The following is a 19,335-nucleotide window of genomic DNA, read 5'->3' as shown; positions in this document are numbered from 1 at the left end:
TATAATAAATAAGAATGTACGTTCTTCTTTCAGGGATTAATTATACAGAAAGAGGTGATAGTATGAAAATGATGTACCCTAAAAACGGCAAAGTTATTCTTCATATTGATGCCAATGCTTTTTATGCATCTGTTGAAACCGCACATGATCATACGCTCAAAGATAAGCCTCTTGCTATTGCTGGCAATCCAAAGGAACGAAGAGGAATTGTTGTAACCTGTAACTATATTGCTCGTAAACGCGGAGTATATGCGCCAATGCCTCTTTGGGAAGCGAAAAGAAAATGCCCTGAGCTGGTTGTTATAAAACCTAATTTTCCATTATATCGCCAAGTGTCCAAAAACATGTTTGATTATTTAGTAACCATTTCACCTCTTTTAGAGCCTGCTTCCATTGATGAAGGCTATTTGGATATTACAAACTGTGCTGAATTAGGTTCTCCTCTTGATATAGCAAAGTCAATTCAGCAGCATTTAATACAGACGCTGCAAATTCCTGTGTCAATTGGAATCGCACCGAATAAATTTTTAGCCAAAACGGCAAGTGATATGCAAAAACCTTTAGGGATTACCGTCCTTCGAAAAAGAGATGTCCAAACCGTTCTTTGGCCAAAAGCGGTGGAGGAAATGCACGGAATCGGTAAAAAAACAGCTGAGAAGCTAAATGCGATTAAGATCGTGACGATCGGTGATCTAGCAAATGCCGCTTCTGGTCTTCTTAAACAAACTCTCGGAGTAAAAGGAGAAGTGATGAAAGAACGAGCATGGGGCCAAGATGATCGACAGGTGAACCCTGATCGCCAATCACAGTTTAAATCTATTGGAAACTCTACGACGCTGTCTCAAAATGCAGTAGATGAACATGAAGTTCTTCCTATTTTAAATAAACTATCGCATTCTGTAAGCTCTCGCATGAAAGCGAAAAAAGTTGTAAGCAAAACGATTCAGTTAACGATACGATACAGTGATTTTAAAACCATTACTCGAAGCCAAACCATTTCAAAAGCAATTAGCGAGCCAAGCGATCTTTTTCATTACAGTGCGGTATTATTTCAAAGGCATTGGAACGGAGAACCGATTCGTTTATTAGGCGTAGCTGCTCTTCAAGTGAGCCACCATCTTCAGGAAGAAGAACAGTTAGATTTGTTTACATATGGAGAGCAAGCAAAAAAAGAGCCTTTATACAAAGCGGTCGAAAGTTTGCGTGAAAAATATGGAGATAACATTATTCAAAGCGGTTTAAAAAAACAAAGAGGAAAAGAAGAGAGGTAACTCTCTTTTTTTGTATAAAATAATAGGTTTACACTCATTATAGAAGGGGAAGTACATTACTATCACGGTAATCAAAGTGATTACAAAATGAATTTGATTGCGACTTTTTTGATTGTCTGCAATGAAATTACATAAAATAATCTATGAGGTGATCTTATGTCAGACGTACTATTTACATCTAAAGCAACAGCGGTTGGAGGCCGAGATGGTCGAGTTAAATCAGATGATGGTATTATTGATTTAACCCTTGTAAATCCTTCTCCAAATAACAAAGAAGAAGGAACAAATCCCGAGCAGCTGTTTGCAGCAGGATATTCTGCTTGTTTTGACGGTGCTTTAAATTTAATCGCAAAGAAACAAAAAAAAGACATTGATTCGTCTATTACTGCAGAGGTAAGTCTACTAAAAGACCACACTGATGATGGCTTTAAAATTGGCGTGGTGTTAAACGCTCATATTAAAGGCGTTTCACAAGAAGTAGCTGAGAAGCTAGTAGAAGATGCACATCAATTCTGCCCGTATTCTAAAGCAACGCGTGGAAATGTTAACGTAACGTTAAATACAACGGCTGAGTAAATAAAAAAACGCCTGGATTTCTCTTAAATCCAGGCGTTTTTTTATGTGCAATTTTATATGGTCTATTTTTGATTGTACGTATGCAGTGATTGCAATAACTCCTGCAGCGTTTCTTTTAGCTTTTCTAATTCTCCTTGTGACTTATTCGTCATACTAAAAACTTCTTCTGGAATATGACAAGCTTTATCACGTAAGTTTTTTCCTTTTTCGGTTAAACTAATAAAAACAACGCGTTCATCTTCATGAGAACGCTGACGAATCACTAATTCTTGATCCTGCATTCTTTTTAGCATAGGAGTAAGGGTGCCTGAATCCAAATACAGAAGTTCGCCCATTTTTTTTACGCTGAGTGTTTCATGTTCCCATAAAACAAGAAGGGCTAAATACTGCGGATAGGTTACTCCTAATTTATCGAGCAGCGGCTTGTACACCTTTGTAATTTCTCGAGACGTGGCGTAAATTGAAAAACAAAGCTGATTTTCTAGCTGCAGCTGCTTATAAAGTTGTTCCATTCATGTTGCCTCCAGTCTATTGCTTTTTATTTAATTATACACAATTAAATAGTGGTGTCCAATAACGCCGAATGAAAAAGTAATCAAGCTGTAAATAAAAAATGGGAATTTTACATATACTAAGAAAAAAAGGGAGCTGTGCACATGTATTTTGCAAAAAAAGCCGTAGAAGAAGAAGTAGATCAAATGATGGATACGACTGTATATGCGTGTCAATCCGAATCATGTAATGGGTGGATGAGAGAAGATTTTGTTACGGTTGATTATAACTGTCCGATGTGCGGAACGGAAATGTCGCAGGAAGTACGCGAGCTGCCGAAAATTAAGTACGATCACCAATTTTATAATAAATAAAAAAGAAGCAACTGCTTCTTTTTTTATTTTTCACTAAAATTTCATTAAGCTGCGCTAGACTAAAAACCAACATACGATGAAGGTGAGGAATATCAGAATGAATCAAGGGAACTTTTTGAAAGGTTTATTTTGGGGAACCTTATTTAGTATTCCTATTTGGATTTCATTGTTTGGCTGGTTCCGCATTTTATCACATCTTGCATAGTTTCGTTTTATAAACCGTCATACGCGCCCTTATCTTTCTATTTCCGCTATAATAAAGGTGATAGAAAAAATAAGGAGCTGTTCTCATGATTCAATATAAAACGGAGCAAATGACGGTTTTTGAAAGCGCGCTGTTTCAAACAACATCTGCAGTGATTGAAACAAAAGACTGTGTTATTGTTGTTGATCCAACATGGCTTCCTCACGAAATTAATGAAATTAAACAGCATGTTCAAGAGATCTTAAACCATCGCAAACTGTATGTGTTTTTTACTCACGGAGATTTTGATCACGTCATTGGATATGGCGCTTTCTTAGAATTAAATGCCACCTTTATCGGCAGCAAATTTTTAGAACATCATCCGGACAAAGAAGAAAAAGTTCAAATGATTAAGCAGTTTGATCATGACTATTATATAAAAAGATCTCATGATATTATATTCCCGGAGCTGGATATTGTGGTAACCGACAATGAACAGCACATTACTTTAGGTGAAACATCCATTACCTGTTATTTTGCAAAAGGTCATACGAACGATGGCTTATTTATGATTGTCGATGATTCGATATGGATCGCGGGTGATTATTTATCAGATTTTGAATATCCGTACATATATGAAAGTGTAAACGATTACCGCGACACGCTTGCTACTGCGCGACACATTTTAGCTAAGCACCAAAATCTGACGCTAGTTCCAGGGCATGGGAAAACGACACATCACCGAGCTGAAATTCAAAGACGAGTGGAGATGGCCAGCTCTTATTTAGATGAACTGCACGCTGCAGTGAAAGAAGACAGTAAAGAAGCGCTCGATAAGCTAAATGATAAACTGGCGTTTCCCTCTGACTTCACCGCACAATGTCATCAAAAAAACGTTGAAATTATGAAAAGAGAATTGCTGTTATAGAAATCGAGTGTACAGTCATCCCGTCGATATTAAAAGTAAGAAACCGCATCTTCTGTTGGAGATGCGGTTTCTTACTTTCCTTTATTTATCAATTTAATGAAACTTTTTCTTTTTATATCCGTTTACATAAATAAGAAGTTATTTTATTTGTAAAGGAGTATGACAATGGGGAAAAACGGGTGTGTAAAATGCGGACATACAGAAGCACAAACAAAAGAAATTGCTACAACGGGAACGGGACTGTCTAGATACTTAGACGTTCAGCACAATCACTTTACAGTGGTATATTGCACGAACTGCGGATATTCAGAGCTATATAATAAATCATCTTCAAGAGGCAGCAATATTATTGACTTATTTTTTGGAGGATGAAAATGAGTATCGACCTTATTGAAATTCATAAAGACCGGCGCGCTTCCTATTTGAACCTGCTATTAATAGGGGATGAAGACGAAAAAGTGGTGAAGTCGTATATAAATGAAGGTTCCTTATTTACCATTGTGTATGAAAAGAAGGAGATAGGAGTTGTGCAGTGCCTCATCGATGAAGAGGAATCGGCAGTAGAAGTAAAGAATATCGGTTTAAAAGAAGCATACAGAGGAAAAGGAATCGGCAGCAAAGTTATTAAAAAGTTAGAAGCATTGTATGAAGGTAACCATTATTCTAAAATGATTGTAGGAACAGCGGACTCCAGCCTTGAAAACATAGCGTTTTATAAAAAGGCAGGCTTTTATCAAAGGGGTGTCAAAAAGAATTTCTTTTTGCAGTACGTTCCACCAATTTACGAGAATGGCTTGCAAGCTATCGATATGATTATGTTTGAAAAAAAATTAAAAAGCAGAGGCGACTAACACGCTTCTGCTTTTAGTGATTAATCTAAAATTTGAAGTTTTACCGTTTTGCGTCCCCAATTTAAAGCTGAGCTTTGAGATGCCATAAATAAATCAACGCGAGTACCTTTAATCGCACCGCCAGTATCTCCAGCAATTGCTTCTCCGTAACCTTCTACGTATACGCGAGAACCTAATGGAATCACGCGAGGATCAACTGCAATTACTTTTCGATTAGGATTTGACCTTAGGTCGATGCCTGTAGCAGTAATTCCGCTGCACCCTGCACAGTAAGCAGTATAAGCTGTTGCTTCAACCGTAATCTCTTTCGAAACCGACTTGCTTTCTTGCACTGGAGCAGGTGCCGGCGTTGAAGTCGACGGTGCTGAAGTTGACGGTGTTGAAGGAGCAGTAGTCGCTGGCGTCGATGGTTTTGCCTGAGCTGCAGCTTGTCCGCCTACTTGTAGCACTTGATTAATGTAAATCGTATTAGACGATAAGTTATTCCACTGTTTTAATTGAGAAATTGAAATGCCGTGTCGCTGTGCTACGCTCCACATTGTATCTCCAGGCTGAACTTTGTAACTTTTACTGTTGCTAGGAGCCGGAGATGCCTGCGTTTCGTTTGTTTTTTCTTGTACAGGTGCTGAAGGTGATGATGAAACCGTTCCTGTTCCGCTTATTTTTAATACTTGATTCACATAAATTAAATGACTAGATAAGTTATTCCACTCTTTTAGCTGCTGTACAGAAGTACCGTTGTTTTTAGCGATACGATAAAGCGTGTCGCCTGATTTTACTGTATATGTATGATTTGAAGATGTTGTAGTTGGAGTTGAACTAGATGAAGAGTCAGTAGATGTAGATCCAATTTGTAATGTTTGGTTTGCATAAATTAATGTCGAAGAAAGACCATTCCACTTTTTTAAGTCTTCAACTGTTACATTATGCTGCTGTGAGATGCTGAATAACGTTTCTCCAGCTTTTACTTTATGCGTGTCTGTGTCAGCCGATGCTGCGTCTGCAATTCCAATTGATACTAAAGCTGTGGCCCCTAATGTAAAAATGTGTTTTTTCATCTAATAATTCTCCTTTATTTCCAATAGTTGACTCTTATTCTATCAGCAATATGTAACAAACTCATGACAAAATGGTAGGTTTTATATTACAAGTTTGTAACAACACGTCTAAAGTTATAGAAAAAACGCGGTTTTTTTACAATTTTGATGAAAAAAGTCTTAATTTGTCTGTAGAGATAGAATAGTAAAAAAGGTGTTCTGCTTTGATAAAAATGAAAAAGAAAGAAGCTATGCTATATTCAAATGACATGATAGAATAGACAAGTTAGAAATGAACGGATAAAAAGGGAGTTAGACATCTATGGAAAAACGCTCTATCTCTTCATATTTAAAAGCATGGGTGCGCGCACTTTCAATTGAGATTAATTATATGAAGAAACACGGCGGAGAAAAGTATACGGTAGGAAAAGGAGAATACTTAGGGCAGCAGGAGGATGCGTATCTTTACCGGTTTGAACGCACAGCCGATTTATACCTTTTTGATGGAGCTCAGGTACGCCTTGTCCACCAGCATAAAGAAAGCAAAGGAGAAGTGATCGGAACAGAAGGGTTTGATTTGTATCTTAAAATAGATGCGTTTATTGGACAAGAAGTAGACGAACTCGATATATATAACGAACCATGGGAATTATTGCAGGCTCTTATTGATAGACTCACAGAAGCGAAAGATTACAAGCAAAAAATAGTGAGAATCAAACGTCTTATGAGAGGTGATAGTCCTGTTCGTCATAAAGAATATACGTCTAAGAACGCTCTTCATGAAGTGTTGCTGCGAGCCCGTTATAACCGTACTACGTATATTTGGGGGCCTCCTGGAACAGGAAAAACATATACGCTGTCCAAAATCGCGGCAAGCTACTACCGGAAATCAAAGCGGATCCTTTTATTATCTCACAGTAATGCAGCGGTGGACGGTTTGCTGCAAGAAACTGCGCGTCAGTTAAAAAAGAAAGAAGCTTGGAAAAAAGGAAAACTCATTCGATACGGAGCAACAAAAAGCAGCGGCTTAGAAAATATAAAAGTAGAAGAAGTCATTGGAGAAGATGATCCGTACTTAGCTCAGGAGATGCGTGATTTACAAGAGGAACGAGTTTACTTAAGCAGGTATCCCAATAGAGCACACCAGCTTCAGCAAGTTAACAAAAAGCTAAACGCCCTTCGTAACAAGTGGATTGAAGCGGAGAAAAATGTTTTTGATCAAGCGTATATTGTAGGCACTACTTTATCAAAAGCGGCTATTGACCGATTACTTTATCAAAGTGAATTTGATATGGTTGTGGTAGACGAAATTAGCATGGCATATGCACCGCAAATTGCTTTTGCAGCTGCGTTAGGAAAACGAATTGTCGTATGCGGCGATTTTAAACAGCTTCCTCCGGTATCTCAATCTTCTCATGCTGAAGTGAAGAAGTGGCTGCAGCGAGATTTATTTGAGCAGACGGGTCTTGTAGAGCAAGTAGAAAGCGGTGAGATACACCCGCATCTTTTTATGTTGACGAAGCAAAGAAGAATGCATAAAGATATCTCAGCTTTTACAAATCGCTATATTTACAGCAATCGAGTAGCAGATCATCCATCTGTCACAACAAGTCGAGAAGTAGTAGCAAGCAGCCGGCCGTTTGCTCATGAAGCAGCGCTTATGCTTAACATTGGTCATTTGCATTCTTCCGCTATGCGAGATGCTGCTTCCGGCTCACGTTACAATGTGATAACGGCTGTGTTGGCGGTAAGTTTGATGCTGCGGGCAGGCAAAGCTTCTTCGGCTACTCTTGGCTATGTGACTCCTTATAAGTCTCAAGCTAAATTGATCAATGCATTTCTTCAAGATATTGAACCAGCTAGCGGTATAATTGCAGCAACCGTACACAAGTTTCAAGGCGCGGAACGAGATATCATGATTTTTGATACGGTCGATACAAAGCCGCAGTCAAAACCAGGGTTACTTTTAACAAATGAAAATAGCGACCGATTGGTAAATGTAGCGGTGACGCGTTCAAAAGGAAAATTTATTATGCTTTCAGACGAGTCGTTTGCCCAGCAGCGCGTACCAAAAGAGCGAGCGTTATGGAAGTTGGTCAATCACTTTAACGAAAATCAAAAAGTATACCAGCCTCAGCAATTTTTAAAAGAAGTCATTCAGCATCCTAAATTGATTTGGTACCATCCATCGAACAGCAATCAGTTAAAAAAAGACTTATATCAAGCTCGGCAGCAGGTTTTATTGTGCATTCCTTATGCATCCCTTATCCCTCAAGAAATACGGGATGTGTTAAATTCGTTTAAAGGTGAACTGACCGTTCTTACTCGTGAACCAACAGAAGTTCGAATTGACGGCGCGCATGTCATTTCATCTGCTGTTCCGATGTCACTGCTTATCATCGATGAATCCACTATATGGATTAATATGCCTTATGGCGGAAAGAATGAAGCGTTTATGGCTGCTAGAATTGAGTCAAAGCTAGGCGCTAAACAGCTTATTCGGTCGATTGACTTTACCGAAGATAAAACAAGAAATCAAGAAACGAAAATGTATATAGAAACAAATAAACCACAATATTCTTTGAGCAATTACCTTTTCAGCTGGGATCGCTGTGAATCTTGTCAGCATATGCGAGAAGTAGAGATAACAAAAAAAGGAAAAGTAAGGTTTATTTGCTATTATTGCGGGAAAACAAGTGGGGCAACACGTTTATTAGTGGAAAAATATTTAAACTACGTACATGCTGTATGTAAAGCATGCAAGCAGCCGATGAACGTAGATTATGATGAAAATAAAGGCGTCTACGCATGTTGTCCATCGTGCAAAAAGGAAGTTTTGCCTAGAGATTTATTGTAACTTTAAGAAAAGGGCGTGATCTTATCGTTTACTCTCGTAATGTAGCGGCTTTAGCTGATTGTTTGCTAGAAGGGGACGTTCAAAAAAGCTGGCTGCTCATTGCTCTATATATAGAAGAAGGCCATTCTTCAACTGACGTATACACGTTTCTGACAGAAGCGATGTATGAGATAGGGAAAAGGTGGCAAGAAAATAAAATTTCAGTCGCGGACGAGCATTTGGCTACTGCAACCTGTGACTATGTGTTAACTCGCTTTCAGCTATTACAGCATCAGTTGATTCAGCGCCATCGAGCACTTCTTTTTTGCATTGAAGGAGAAGAGCATTACTTAGGTATTAAAATGATTGCAGGACTTATGAGAGAACAGGGATGGGAAGTTAAAAACTTAGGAGCAAACTTGCCGCTGCCGTTTGCTCTAAAAAGCATTGAAAGATGGGACCCTGATGTAGTGTGCTTGTCTGTCTCCCAAGTGCATTTGCTGCCTGATTTACAAAAATACATTGCTGAGATTGAAAACATGCCGCAAAGTCCTCTAGTATTAGTAGGCAGCAGGCTTCTCAACAAGCACGATTTGTCGGCTTCAGGATCTTCAAGAACCATATTCATTAATCATATTCAAGCTTTTAAAGACTGGCTTCTAATCAACAATAAAGAAAGTTCGACGCAAGATAAAATGTTAGCAATGGGGGAAGAAATATGATCAGTTTGCCGATTCAACACATTCCGGTTCCAATGTTTTTACTCAATAAAGACAACGAAATAATTGAATTTACACCAAGCGTCACGAAAAATTTCCCGCCTGTTCAGAACTTTTTAGATCTAGTTGATGAAGACAGCCAAGAAAAAGTAAAAAGAGCACTCCAGGGAAAGGAGGAAGTGCAAATCGAAGTAAATATGCGCACGTTTTCTAACCCGGTTGCTCTTTTTGATTTTCATTTTAAGCCTGAAGCCTATCATTCGCTGCACGCTGTTTTCTGCTATCCTATTCATGAGCATATGATGAGTGTTCAATCAACTCTTCAACAGTTTCGCTCTATGCTTCTGCAAGACTCACCACAAGTGAACCCAGATTTTTCAGTCAGGGAAACAGATGTAGAAACGGTGAAAAAAATGCAGCTAGTTAATCTTCAGCGTCATTTTCGAGAAATGAAAACAAATGTGCTAACCATTCAAGACCTCCTAAGTATTATCCGCTCCGACGTGATTGAAGCAGGAAAAGGAGAATATATTGAATTGGTCTCTACACATTTGTTTGACATTCAAGATGTAATTAATCAGGAGCTTGAATGTTTAAGGCAGAAGAACAAAGTACATTAAGAAAGCGGCAATCGGATTTCTACCGTTGTTCCTTTCCCTTCTTCACTATCATACGAAATGCTTCCTTTATGATTACTAATGATTTTGTGACTCACCATCAATCCTAATCCTGTTCCTTTTTCTTTTGTTGTATAGAAAGGCTCGCTAATTCGTGTTAATCGATCTTTCGGCATGCCTTTTCCTTCATCTATCACTTGGACGACTACTTGATTTGTATCTGGATCAAATTTAGATACCACCAGAATAGATCCGGGGTCATCCATCGCTTCAATAGAATTTTTCACCATGTTGATAAATACTTGTTTCATATCTTTTTCAATACAATGAATAACAGGTAATTTTTCTTCAAAATCTGTTGAAATAGTAATGTTTTTAAGAATGGCCTGTGTATGCAGCAGCGTACATACGTCTTGAAGAATTAAATTTATCTGTTTATTTTCATATTTTACGACTTCGGGTTTGGCTAGAATGAGCAGTTCGCTAATGATCAGTTCTAAGCGGTTAAACTCGGACATCATGACATCCATATATTCTTTTTTATACGTTTCTTCTTGCATCATAAGCTGTAAAAAGCCCTTTAATGATGTAAGAGGATTTCGTATTTCATGGGCAATGCCAGCAGCCAGCTGTCCAAGTGCTGACAGCATCTCTGAATTTTTGAGCATCATTTCCGACTGTTTGCGCTGTGAAATGTCTTCGCTTAACCCAATGTAATGGATGATTTCATCCTGATCATTTTTAACAGGCATTAAGGCTAACTGTTCCCAAACGGTTTCTCCGTCTTCTTGAACGTAGGAGATTTCTCCGTTCCATTTTTCTCCTCTGTATACTTCATTCCAAATCTTAGGGAATCTTTTAACCCCCAGTTTTTTTGTATATAAGTCATAGAGGTGTAGCCCAAATACTTCCTGCGGCGCATGCTTTTGCTCCATGAATTTTTGATTAATGTACTTAATTTTACCTTGATGATCGGTAATGAAAATGCCCGTAGGACTGTGAGCGACTGCAAATGATGTAATAGCCAATTCTTCATTTGATCGTTTAATTTCTGTAATATTAATAAACGTAATAACTACACCGTTAATTAAATTCTCATTTGTACGATAAGGCATCATTTTCATGCTGTACCATTGGTTATCATAGCTTTGAATTTCTTTTTGAAGGGTGTTATTTGTTCTTAAAACGTGCATTGCATCCTCGATTAGATGGTCATATCTAAAGTTATGCGAAATATGAAAGAAAGGTCTTCCAATATCTTGATGAAGAACGTTGATCACTGTTTTCGTTTCCGGCGTAAATAATTTAATATTCAGCTGCTCGTCTAAAAAGATAGTAGCAATAGTTGTACTGATTAATAAATTATCAATATCGTTATTTAAGTCCGTTAATTCTTCAATCTTACGCTCGTACTGGTTGTTAACACTGATTAATTCTTCATTCACCGACTGCAACTCTTCATTTGTAGACTGCAGCTCTTCGTTAGAAGCAATCAGTTCTTCGTTTGTAGACTTTAGCTCCTCATTTGCTGTTTCTAGCTCTTCAATCGTCGTTTGCAAATGCTGCTGCGTGTAATGAAGCTCTTGCTCTAAATCTACTACAAGCTCACTAATCGAGCTTGTTTGATTAAGGAACATGGGCTCTTCCTTATCAATAATGGCACCATCTGTCTGTTCATCAAACATAAGTAAGTAAAGAGAGTGATTTGTTGGAAGGGCAGATATCGTAATATTAAAACGACGCTGCACGTTGTTTATGACAAATTCAATGTGCTGACAGCATACGCTCATACCTTGCTCTTTTACGCGTTTAATAGCTGCTCCAATGGCTAAAGAGACGTGAACTGGAACCATTTTGAAAATTGTATAATTAATTTTCCCTACAGGAACGTTAATAAGCTGAGTCGCTTCTTTTGAACAAAATATTACTTCGTTGTATTCATTTAATACGAGACAAGGGCTCATAAAGTGATCAATCATTGACTGATACATCTCATCTAATTTAAGTGAAGGAAGAGGCTTATAAAGTTGACTTGGCAGCGGCACGCTAGAAAAATCACCTTCATGCAAGCTGGATTTCGAAAGATTAAAAGCTCCCGTAATTTGTCGGCTGGGCTGTCCCGAACGCTTAAATATTTTCCACTTACTGTTGATAGGGCGGAACAAATCAGACAAATTTCCCGTTGTTTCACTAGGACCTAAAAAAAGTACGCCTTCTTCTGTCAAAGAAAAATGAAAAAGAGACAGAATGCGCTGCTGCAGTTCAGCTTGGAAGTAAATCATCATATTTCGGCAGCTAATTAAATCAACGTTTACAAAAGGCGAGTCTTTTCCTATATTATGCGGGGCAAAAACAATCATTTTACGAATTGTTTTTTTAACTTGATAACCACCGTGTTTTGTTTGCTCAAAATATTCGTTAATCTGAGCTGCTGAGAAGGAATGAACTTCCGCTTCTTCATAAATACCTTGACTAGCTCTTTTGATTGCATGACGATCGATGTCCGTAGCAAAGATTCGGACATCGAAATAACGGTTGATTGTTGATAAATAGTCATGAAGCAAAATAGCTAATGTATATGCTTCTTGACCAGTAGAACAACCTGCTACCCAGATGCGGATTTCATCTTCTTGACTATGAATCTTTCTTTCAACTAATTGAGGGATGACCTGTTCTTCAATAATAGAGAATGCTTCTTTATCTCTAAGAAATTGTGTCACTCCAATCAGCAAGTCTCGCTGCAGTTCGACGATTTCTTCGGCTTCTTTACATAAATAGTCCCGGTATTCTTCCATCGTTTGAGAGGGCGGATCGAGTAAAGCCATTCTCTTTTCAAGTCGTCGCAGCACCGTGTTTTTTTTGTACATAGAGAAGTCGATGCCTGTTTTCTTCTTTATTAATGAATAAATATATTGCAACGTTTCTTCATTATATGTAAATTCAGTTTGGCTGACATGCGTTTGCACAAGGTCAGGCATATCAGCAGGAGAAAGAATATAATCAGCAAGGTGTGCATCAATAGCGCTTAGGGGCATATCTCTGTACTTTGCTGTGCTTTCATCTTGTACAAGTACAGTTCCGCCATACTCTCGTATTGTTTTTGCTCCTCCTGTTCCATCATTTCCTTTTCCCGATAAAATAATGGCTGTGCACCGGTGTTTTTTTGAAGCAGCCAAAGAATGAAAAAAGGCGTCAATGGGATACTTTACTTGATCATTTTCTTCATAGGGACGAAGGCGAAGAGTATGATCCGCAACGGTCACATAATGATGGGGAGGATTTAAATAAATTGTGTCTTCTTGTAAAGTCATCCCGTCTTGTGTCAGTTTGATATTCATTCCTGTTTTTTTTGCTAAAAGTTCTGGCATAAAACTTTTATATTTAGAGGAAAGGTGCTGCACAATAATAAACGCCATTCCATTTGGTGAAGGCATATTAGCGAAAAACTGCTCAATAGCTTCTAACCCTCCGGCAGAAGCGCCAATTCCCACAACGTGTAAATCCTGTTTCTCTATTCCTTCTGAAGACGATGGAACTGTAGAAAACGAGTTGTTCTTCATAATAGAACCTCCAATAATGTTTCGACACTTCCTAGATTGTATGTCGTTTTGTTTATTTTAATGTCGACAGCACAGCGTGGTTTACATCAAAAGTAAATTTTTCAAAAAAAACCAAGATGCTGGTACATAGGTTCATTTTAGCAAACCTATTATATTGTTCAAATAACGTTTTCAAAATTCCTCTATTTTTTGTAAAAAAAATTTAAAGCCCAAACTATATAGTATGCCCCGATTTTCTTTATATAAACGCATTTTTATAAAAAAAATCGGTTTTTTTTACAGAAAAAAATATTTAAAAAAGTTTTGTTTACGCTTACATATGCATAAGGTTATACGCTCAAGGAGGAAAAAAACGGTTAAATTTAACTTGACACTCTTTTTCAGCGTGTTACTATAGGAACCGTTGAAAGAAACGAGAACAAAAATACGAACAAATGACAGGGGAGATTTGATGGATCAAAAACAAAAAGTTGCTTTTTTAGGTGCTGGATCAATGGCAGAAGCGATGATTTCTGGTATGGTCAATGCAAAGAAATTACCTGCTGAAAATATTATCGTAACAAACCGAAGTAATGATGCGCGACTGCACGAACTTGAAAAGAGATATGGTATCACAGCAGTAAAGCGCAGCGAGCTGAAAACAGATGACATTGACGTTTTTATTCTAGCGATGAAGCCAAAAGGCGCTGAAGAGGCATTAAACGAATTAAAGCCTCAAATCAACAAAGACCAGCTTGTCCTATCTGTTCTTGCAGGGATTTCGTCTTCTTACATGGAAGAGTTATTGCATGATGAACAGCAGGTCATTCGAGTGATGCCGAATACATCAAGTATGATTCAGCAATCAGCAACGGCTATATCTCCAGGTCAATATGCTGCAATGGACGCTGTGCTAACAGCAAAAGAGCTGCTTTCTGCAATCGGAAAGGTATACGTGATTGATGAGCCTCAAATGGACATTTTCACAGGAATTGCCGGAAGTGGACCCGCTTATTTTTATTTCCTTATGGAGCATATCGAAAAAGCAGCTAAAGAAGAAGGTCTCGATCCTGAGCTAGCACGTGAAATTGGCGCCCAAACCATTTACGGTGCAGCAAGAATGATGATGGAAAGAGATGAAACGCCGACGGAGCTTCGTGAAAATGTGACGTCTCCAAACGGTACAACAGCAGCTGGTTTAGACGCCTTAGCTAAACACGGCGGCGGAGAAGCAATGATGCAAGCAGTCAAAGGAGCATCAAAGCGTTCAAAAGAAATGAGTGCTCAACTACAAAAAGTGGCAAGTACTAATTAATGCGTCACTTATCTTCTTCGTGAATTCCTCACCACAAAAAAATAATCATAAACAAGAAAACATACAGAACACACTAGGAGTGATTTGATGAGTCCCGACAATAAGAAGCGGGTTGTAATTAAAATTGGAAGTAGTTCATTAACAAGTTCACACGGCGAAATCAGCAGACGGAAGCTGGAGCGCCTTGTGGATCAAGTCGTAGACTTAAAAGACAGCGGTCATGAAGTGCTGTTGGTTTCATCAGGAGCTGTAGCTGCAGGATACCGCAAGCTTGGCTGCTTAGAGCGACCTAGCTCTTTGCCTGAAAAACAAGCAGCTGCCTCAATCGGTCAAGGACTGTTAATGGAGGCTTATTCAGAACTGTTTCTATCGCATGGGTACGTTGCTTCTCAAATCTTAATTACAAGAGACGATTTTTCAGACGAAAATCGTTACAACAATGCCCGAAATACAATTAACGTGCTGTTAGAACGCGGCATTGTGCCAATTGTCAATGAAAACGACACGGTAACCATCAATCGATTAAAATTTGGCGATAATGATACACTTTCAGCTAAAGTTGCTGGACTAGTGGATTCCGACCTGCTTATTATTTTATCGGATATCGATGGCTTATACAGCGCGGACCCTCGCCAGGATCCAAATGCAAAATTAGTTCCTCACGTAGGGGAAATCACGCAAGAAATCGAAGAATCTGCAGGAGATTCAGGAAGTTCAGTTGGAACAGGCGGTATGCGCTCGAAAATTGACGCGTTCAAAATCGCTATGGCGTCAGGAATTCCAGCATTTTTAGGAAGAGCTGGCGTGCCAAACATTTTAACACAAGCGGTTGACGGCGATGCAACAGGAACGTACTTTGAATCTGAAGATGATTCTGCGAACCTTAATCAGAAAAAGCAATGGATTGCGTTTAACTCTGGTCCTGAAGGGGAAATAGTAGTCGAAGATGCCGCGAAACGTGCAATTATTGAAGATAAAGAGCCTTTACTTCGCGAGCATGTTAAATATATTAAAGGCCACTTTAGTGAACGAGCAGTTGTACGTATTCTAGATAAAGACGAAAATGAGCTGGCTCTTGGCGTGACAAATTATTCATCTGATGAACTTGCACTGAATGAGCCAATTGATCAACCGATTGTAGACAGCGAAGGTCTAGTGTGTCACTTAGAAATTCCAGTACCGGTCGGTTTGTAAGCAAACATGCTGTAAAGAAAAGGAGCCCTTCCTTTTCTTTGCATGATTGCATTTACCTCTTATGCCTCACACTTTAAAATCAAACAAAACTAAAACGAATCCAGGAGTGATTTGGTGTTACAAACAAATGAAAAGTATTCAGTAGAAGAACAAGCTATTTCAGCAAAAAAAGCAGCTAAACAATTAAGTTTACTAACAACAGAGCAAAAAAACGATGCGTTGTTAACGATTGCCTCTACACTTGAAAACAACACGGAGTATATTTTAAAAGCAAATGAAGTAGACTTAAAAAACGGGAAAGAAAAAGGGTTTGACGAAGCGCTGATGGATCGCCTTGCTCTTTCAGCGGAACGTGTAAAAGAATTTGCAAACGGCCTTAGTGAAGTTGCTGAGTTAGATGATCCAACAGGAGATGTTTTATCAAACTGGACATTGGATAACGGTCTAGATGTAAAGCAAGTACGCGTGCCTCTTGGCGTTATCGGAATGATTTATGAAGCACGTCCAAACGTAACGGTAGATGCAACAGGGCTAGCGTTGAAATCTGGAAATGCCATTGTGTTAAAAGGCGGCTCTTCAGCTATTTCATCTAACCAAGCTATTGTGGACATTATTCATAAAGCTCTTAATGAAACGCCCATTCCTAAAGAAGCGGTACAGTTTATTTCAAGTACAGATCGTGCGGCTACGCAAGAATTATTTACAATGAAAGAGCATATTGACGTGCTAATTCCGCGCGGAGGGGCTTCGTTGATTCAAGCGGTCGTCAATAACGCAACGGTTCCTGTGTTAGAAACGGGAGTGGGAAACTGCCATATTTATATCGATGAACAAGCTGACGTTAAGAAGGCCATTCCGATTTTGATTAATGCAAAAACAGATCGACCAGCGGTGTGTAACGCAGCAGAAACGGTTCTTGTACACAAAAACTGGCTCGATTCTCATAAAGATGAATTGATTCAAGCATTCAATGATCACAATATTGAAGTATATGGTGACAAAGCGACAGTAGGTGAAATTCCTGGAGCAAAAACAGCGGCTGAAAAAGACTGGGCTGAAGAGTATTTGCGCTTAGCGATCGCGATGAAAGTAGTAGAGAGTGTGGATGAAGCGATTGACCATATCGAAACATATGGAACAAAACACTCTGAAGCCATTATTTCAGAAGATGAACAAGCCGTTTCACGCTTCATGTCTTTAGTGGATGCAGCGGCACTGTATCATAATGCATCTACGCGTTTTACTGACGGAGGAGCTTTAGGATTTGGAGCTGAAATTGGGATTTCAACTCAAAAGCTTCATGCACGCGGTCCAATGGGACTTCCTGCGCTTACGACAATTAAATATATTATGAGTGGAAACGGACAAACTCGATAAGAAATGAAAAGCGAGCCTAATCATGTGCTCGCTTTTTTTTTTTTTTTTTGAAAAGACAAGTAAATGGAAGCTGATTTGTAAAAAATTATAAACTCTGTTATAATAGTAAAATATATAATTTTTGTGATCTTCATTTTTGTTCTTTTCAGACTATCCCGTTGTTTTAAGAAAAGCAACTGCTATCTGCTTTGTTATAACTTCATTTTTATTTTAGTCTTTCAAGACGCCGTATGTATTCCTCAAAGATTGATTTACGGATGTATAGTATCACTTTATCTTGCACCATTTACCACATTTACACGCTAAGTTAATCTTCATTTATTATCCACTTAAAAAGTACTGTTTAAAGGAGACGATGTGTATGTATAATCGTAAAAATTTAGAGCCGGCTGTTATTGAAGAAACAAAAGTTTGGGAATGTACATCAGATACGTGTAATTGTTGGGTTCGAGATAACTTTAAAAGCGGAGATCAGCCAACTTGTCCAATTTGCAAAAGCGACATGAAGCAAGCTGTAAAAGAACTGCAGGTTATTCATAATCCTAGAGTCATTGATTAATAACTTTTAGGAAGACGTTTTTTGAAAGGGGTTTGTGGATGTTTCTGGGAATTGATCATGTTCAGCTTCTTGGTCCAGAAGGATGCGAGCAAGAAGCAAGAAATTTTTATGAAAATCTTTTAGGAATGAAAACTGTTCTTAAGCCGGAAAATTTAAGGCACAGAGGCGGTATATGGTTTCAATGTGGGACTCAAGAAGTGCATATCAGTATTCAAGATGACTACATACCTGCTAAAAAAGCGCATCCAGCTTTTGTCGTGGAAGATATCAAGACGCTTAGACGTAAGTTGGCAAATTCAGGGTGTGTTCTTTCTGAAGAAGAGCCTATTGCAGGGAGAGAGCGTTTTTTTGTCCATGACCCGTTCGGAAATCGATTAGAATTTTTACAATATGACAAATAAAAGACCTCCAAGCGGAGGTTTTTTATTTTAGGGCGTTATCTAAATACATATATACCGTTTCTTTGCTAATTAATACTTCATTTTCTCTGTCTTTATCTTTTTGCCACTTTTCTCGTGCTTTTGCTAATACTTCTTCGGCTTCATCCTTAGGAATGACAATGACTCCACCGTCGTCACCTGCAATAAAATCCCCAGGACGGATCTTCACGCCTCCGCAGGAAATGATCTCGTTTACCTTTCCTTTTTCTTTTTTGCTGCTTGCTGCGATCGTAGAGCCCTTGCAAAATACGGGGAAATTGAGCTTTTCAATATCTTCCTGATCTCGTATAACACCATCTAGTACAATACCTCTTATTCCAACAAGCTTCGCCATGGCTACTACGAAATCTCCTGCTAAGGCACGGTTGCAGTAGCTTTTTCCATCAATGACGAGCACGCTTCCGGGCTCCGCTAGTCGAATCGCTTCAAGCACTGAGTAATTATTGCCAGCAGGCGTATCTACGGTAAGAGCCGGCCCAAATAGTTTGTAATGACGCTGCAATGGCTTAATGGAAAAGTCTAAGTGGTTTGCACCTTCCATTGCATCTGATAAATTTGCTGTTGATAATGGGAGCTGTTCATTCAACATCGTATCTCTCCTTTTTAACTTTAGTCTATCTATACATATTCATATAAGAGAAAGCTCTTATTTATGAAAGGGCAAGTAGATAACGTGATGAAGCATTGACCATTAATTAACTGCAAATGTACAGCATTAGAAGTTTTCAGAGCCAATTTTTAATAGGCGCTGTTTCTCGTATGGTATTCGTCATATAAGCGCGTATATCCTTTAATTAGTAATAAAGGCGAAGGTAGCCTATAGCCTATAAAGACATTATTAAAGAATTGGAAAAACCAAAGAACTCTACAAAAGTTACTTTAGATAATATTTTTGGCAAAGTGTAAAATAAGCTGTATTTAATGAAGATGAAGGACCTTTGTTAGTTTTATGAAGGTCTCTGGTTTATACTTGAATAGTCTTATATACACAAGAAATACGTGCAAATGTTTAATCCTGTGAACATT

Annotated in this window: 18 protein-coding genes; 14 read left to right on the top strand and 4 right to left on the bottom strand. The window is 38.5% G+C overall.

The genetic code is table 11. The features are described from left to right. Nucleotides 1–62: 62 nt before the first annotated feature. Entirely contained in the window at nucleotides 63–1,271 is a 1,209-nt protein-coding gene (locus tag AC2YJL_RS12910; protein WP_251568072.1) for a DNA polymerase IV, read from the top strand. A 156-nt stretch (nucleotides 1,272–1,427) separates the two neighbouring features. Beyond that, entirely contained in the window at nucleotides 1,428–1,847 is a 420-nt protein-coding gene (locus AC2YJL_RS12905) for an organic hydroperoxide resistance protein (protein WP_013056975.1), read from the top strand. A 62-nt stretch (nucleotides 1,848–1,909) separates the two neighbouring features. Here the strand turns inward: AC2YJL_RS12905 and AC2YJL_RS12900 are convergent, their stop codons facing one another. Next, a complete protein-coding gene (locus tag AC2YJL_RS12900) occupies nucleotides 1,910–2,359 on the bottom strand; it encodes a MarR family winged helix-turn-helix transcriptional regulator (RefSeq protein WP_025752335.1) in 450 nt (149 codons plus the stop codon). A 144-nt stretch (nucleotides 2,360–2,503) separates the two neighbouring features. Here AC2YJL_RS12900 and AC2YJL_RS12895 point away from each other — a divergent pair, with 144 nt between their 5' ends. From AC2YJL_RS12895 to AC2YJL_RS12880, 4 genes are all read left to right on the top strand, one after another. Next, the gene (locus AC2YJL_RS12895; RefSeq protein WP_013056977.1) at nucleotides 2,504–2,713 is read left to right on the top strand and encodes a cold-shock protein; all 210 of its coding nucleotides are present in this window, start codon (nucleotides 2,504–2,506) and stop codon (nucleotides 2,711–2,713) included. A gap of 290 nt (nucleotides 2,714–3,003) precedes the next feature. Next, entirely contained in the window at nucleotides 3,004–3,825 is an 822-nt protein-coding gene (locus tag AC2YJL_RS12890; protein ID WP_195694024.1) for an MBL fold metallo-hydrolase, read from the top strand. A gap of 165 nt (nucleotides 3,826–3,990) precedes the next feature. Then, nucleotides 3,991–4,197 carry a zinc ribbon domain-containing protein gene (locus AC2YJL_RS12885; protein ID WP_013056980.1) on the top strand — a complete coding sequence of 69 codons (207 nt, stop codon included), beginning with the start codon at nucleotides 3,991–3,993 and terminating at the stop codon, nucleotides 4,195–4,197. Between the two features lie 2 nt (nucleotides 4,198–4,199). Continuing rightward, nucleotides 4,200–4,676 carry a GNAT family N-acetyltransferase gene (locus AC2YJL_RS12880; protein WP_251568076.1) on the top strand — a complete coding sequence of 159 codons (477 nt, stop codon included), beginning with the start codon at nucleotides 4,200–4,202 and terminating at the stop codon, nucleotides 4,674–4,676. A 20-nt stretch (nucleotides 4,677–4,696) separates the two neighbouring features. Here the strand turns inward: AC2YJL_RS12880 and AC2YJL_RS12875 are convergent, their stop codons facing one another. After that, a complete protein-coding gene (locus tag AC2YJL_RS12875) occupies nucleotides 4,697–5,734 on the bottom strand; it encodes a LysM peptidoglycan-binding and 3D domain-containing protein (RefSeq protein ID WP_251568078.1) in 1,038 nt (345 codons plus the stop codon). A 301-nt stretch (nucleotides 5,735–6,035) separates the two neighbouring features. Between AC2YJL_RS12875 and AC2YJL_RS12870 the strand changes: the two genes are divergently transcribed. From AC2YJL_RS12870 to AC2YJL_RS12860, 3 genes are read left to right on the top strand one after another with little or no spacing between them, the layout of a single operon-like run. Then, nucleotides 6,036–8,570: an AAA domain-containing protein gene (locus AC2YJL_RS12870; protein ID WP_251568080.1), complete on the top strand. Its 2,535-nt coding sequence runs from the start codon at nucleotides 6,036–6,038 to the stop codon at nucleotides 8,568–8,570. Further along, nucleotides 8,564–9,271 (top strand): cobalamin B12-binding domain-containing protein, encoded by a 708-nt coding sequence (locus tag AC2YJL_RS12865; protein ID WP_338091394.1) that lies wholly within the window; start codon nucleotides 8,564–8,566, stop codon nucleotides 9,269–9,271. The genes AC2YJL_RS12870 and AC2YJL_RS12865 overlap by 7 nt, the downstream gene beginning before the upstream one ends. Beyond that, nucleotides 9,268–9,888 carry a hypothetical protein gene (locus AC2YJL_RS12860; protein ID WP_251568083.1) on the top strand — a complete coding sequence of 207 codons (621 nt, stop codon included), beginning with the start codon at nucleotides 9,268–9,270 and terminating at the stop codon, nucleotides 9,886–9,888. The genes AC2YJL_RS12865 and AC2YJL_RS12860 overlap by 4 nt, the downstream gene beginning before the upstream one ends. Here AC2YJL_RS12860 and AC2YJL_RS12855 read toward each other — a convergent pair. Next, entirely contained in the window at nucleotides 9,885–13,445 is a 3,561-nt protein-coding gene (locus tag AC2YJL_RS12855) for a CheR family methyltransferase (protein WP_230932595.1), read from the bottom strand. The genes AC2YJL_RS12860 and AC2YJL_RS12855 overlap by 4 nt on opposite strands. Nucleotides 13,446–13,896: 451 nt before the next feature. Here AC2YJL_RS12855 and proC point away from each other — a divergent pair, with 451 nt between their 5' ends. The 5 genes from proC to AC2YJL_RS12830 all read left to right on the top strand — a co-directional run bounded on the left by proC (nucleotide 13,897) and on the right by AC2YJL_RS12830 (nucleotide 18,270). Then, a complete protein-coding gene (proC, locus tag AC2YJL_RS12850; RefSeq protein WP_195694012.1) occupies nucleotides 13,897–14,739 on the top strand; it encodes a pyrroline-5-carboxylate reductase in 843 nt (280 codons plus the stop codon). Nucleotides 14,740–14,826: 87 nt separating this feature from the next. Then, on the top strand, nucleotides 14,827–15,933 hold the full coding sequence (gene proB, locus AC2YJL_RS12845) for a glutamate 5-kinase (protein WP_013056988.1): 1,107 nt from the start codon (nucleotides 14,827–14,829) through the stop codon (nucleotides 15,931–15,933). Nucleotides 15,934–16,047: 114 nt separating this feature from the next. Then, a complete protein-coding gene (locus AC2YJL_RS12840) occupies nucleotides 16,048–17,310 on the top strand; it encodes a glutamate-5-semialdehyde dehydrogenase (protein WP_251568086.1) in 1,263 nt (420 codons plus the stop codon). A gap of 361 nt (nucleotides 17,311–17,671) precedes the next feature. Next, the gene (locus tag AC2YJL_RS12835) at nucleotides 17,672–17,869 is read left to right on the top strand and encodes a cold-shock protein (protein ID WP_230932597.1); all 198 of its coding nucleotides are present in this window, start codon (nucleotides 17,672–17,674) and stop codon (nucleotides 17,867–17,869) included. Nucleotides 17,870–17,907: 38 nt separating this feature from the next. After that, nucleotides 17,908–18,270 carry a VOC family protein gene (locus AC2YJL_RS12830; RefSeq protein WP_028408575.1) on the top strand — a complete coding sequence of 121 codons (363 nt, stop codon included), beginning with the start codon at nucleotides 17,908–17,910 and terminating at the stop codon, nucleotides 18,268–18,270. A gap of 22 nt (nucleotides 18,271–18,292) precedes the next feature. On the opposite strand, the gene AC2YJL_RS12825 is transcribed toward AC2YJL_RS12830, so the two are convergent. Then, nucleotides 18,293–18,898 carry an RraA family protein gene (locus AC2YJL_RS12825; RefSeq protein ID WP_251568087.1) on the bottom strand — a complete coding sequence of 202 codons (606 nt, stop codon included), beginning with the start codon at nucleotides 18,896–18,898 and terminating at the stop codon, nucleotides 18,293–18,295. Nucleotides 18,899–19,335 lie beyond the last annotated feature (437 nt).

This window comes from Priestia sp. SRI_019 (assembly GCF_057586255.1).
Note: the sequence above shows the minus strand (reverse complement) of the source record. Positions and strands in the feature narration are given on the sequence as shown.

Coding starts and splice junctions, on each gene's coding strand:
- AC2YJL_RS12910 (WP_251568072.1), top strand. CDS start 63: ATGAAAATGATGTACCCTAAAAACGGCAAAGTTATTCTTCATATTGAT.
- AC2YJL_RS12905 (WP_013056975.1), top strand. CDS start 1,428: ATGTCAGACGTACTATTTACATCTAAAGCAACAGCGGTTGGAGGCCGA.
- AC2YJL_RS12900 (WP_025752335.1), bottom strand. CDS start 2,359: ATGGAACAACTTTATAAGCAGCTGCAGCTAGAAAATCAGCTTTGTTTT.
- AC2YJL_RS12895 (WP_013056977.1), top strand. CDS start 2,504: ATGTATTTTGCAAAAAAAGCCGTAGAAGAAGAAGTAGATCAAATGATG.
- AC2YJL_RS12890 (WP_195694024.1), top strand. CDS start 3,004: ATGATTCAATATAAAACGGAGCAAATGACGGTTTTTGAAAGCGCGCTG.
- AC2YJL_RS12885 (WP_013056980.1), top strand. CDS start 3,991: ATGGGGAAAAACGGGTGTGTAAAATGCGGACATACAGAAGCACAAACA.
- AC2YJL_RS12880 (WP_251568076.1), top strand. CDS start 4,200: ATGAGTATCGACCTTATTGAAATTCATAAAGACCGGCGCGCTTCCTAT.
- AC2YJL_RS12875 (WP_251568078.1), bottom strand. CDS start 5,734: ATGAAAAAACACATTTTTACATTAGGGGCCACAGCTTTAGTATCAATT.
- AC2YJL_RS12870 (WP_251568080.1), top strand. CDS start 6,036: ATGGAAAAACGCTCTATCTCTTCATATTTAAAAGCATGGGTGCGCGCA.
- AC2YJL_RS12860 (WP_251568083.1), top strand. CDS start 9,268: ATGATCAGTTTGCCGATTCAACACATTCCGGTTCCAATGTTTTTACTC.
- AC2YJL_RS12855 (WP_230932595.1), bottom strand. CDS start 13,445: ATGAAGAACAACTCGTTTTCTACAGTTCCATCGTCTTCAGAAGGAATA.
- proC (WP_195694012.1), top strand. CDS start 13,897: ATGGATCAAAAACAAAAAGTTGCTTTTTTAGGTGCTGGATCAATGGCA.
- proB (WP_013056988.1), top strand. CDS start 14,827: ATGAGTCCCGACAATAAGAAGCGGGTTGTAATTAAAATTGGAAGTAGT.
- AC2YJL_RS12835 (WP_230932597.1), top strand. CDS start 17,672: ATGTATAATCGTAAAAATTTAGAGCCGGCTGTTATTGAAGAAACAAAA.
- AC2YJL_RS12830 (WP_028408575.1), top strand. CDS start 17,908: ATGTTTCTGGGAATTGATCATGTTCAGCTTCTTGGTCCAGAAGGATGC.
- AC2YJL_RS12825 (WP_251568087.1), bottom strand. CDS start 18,898: ATGTTGAATGAACAGCTCCCATTATCAACAGCAAATTTATCAGATGCA.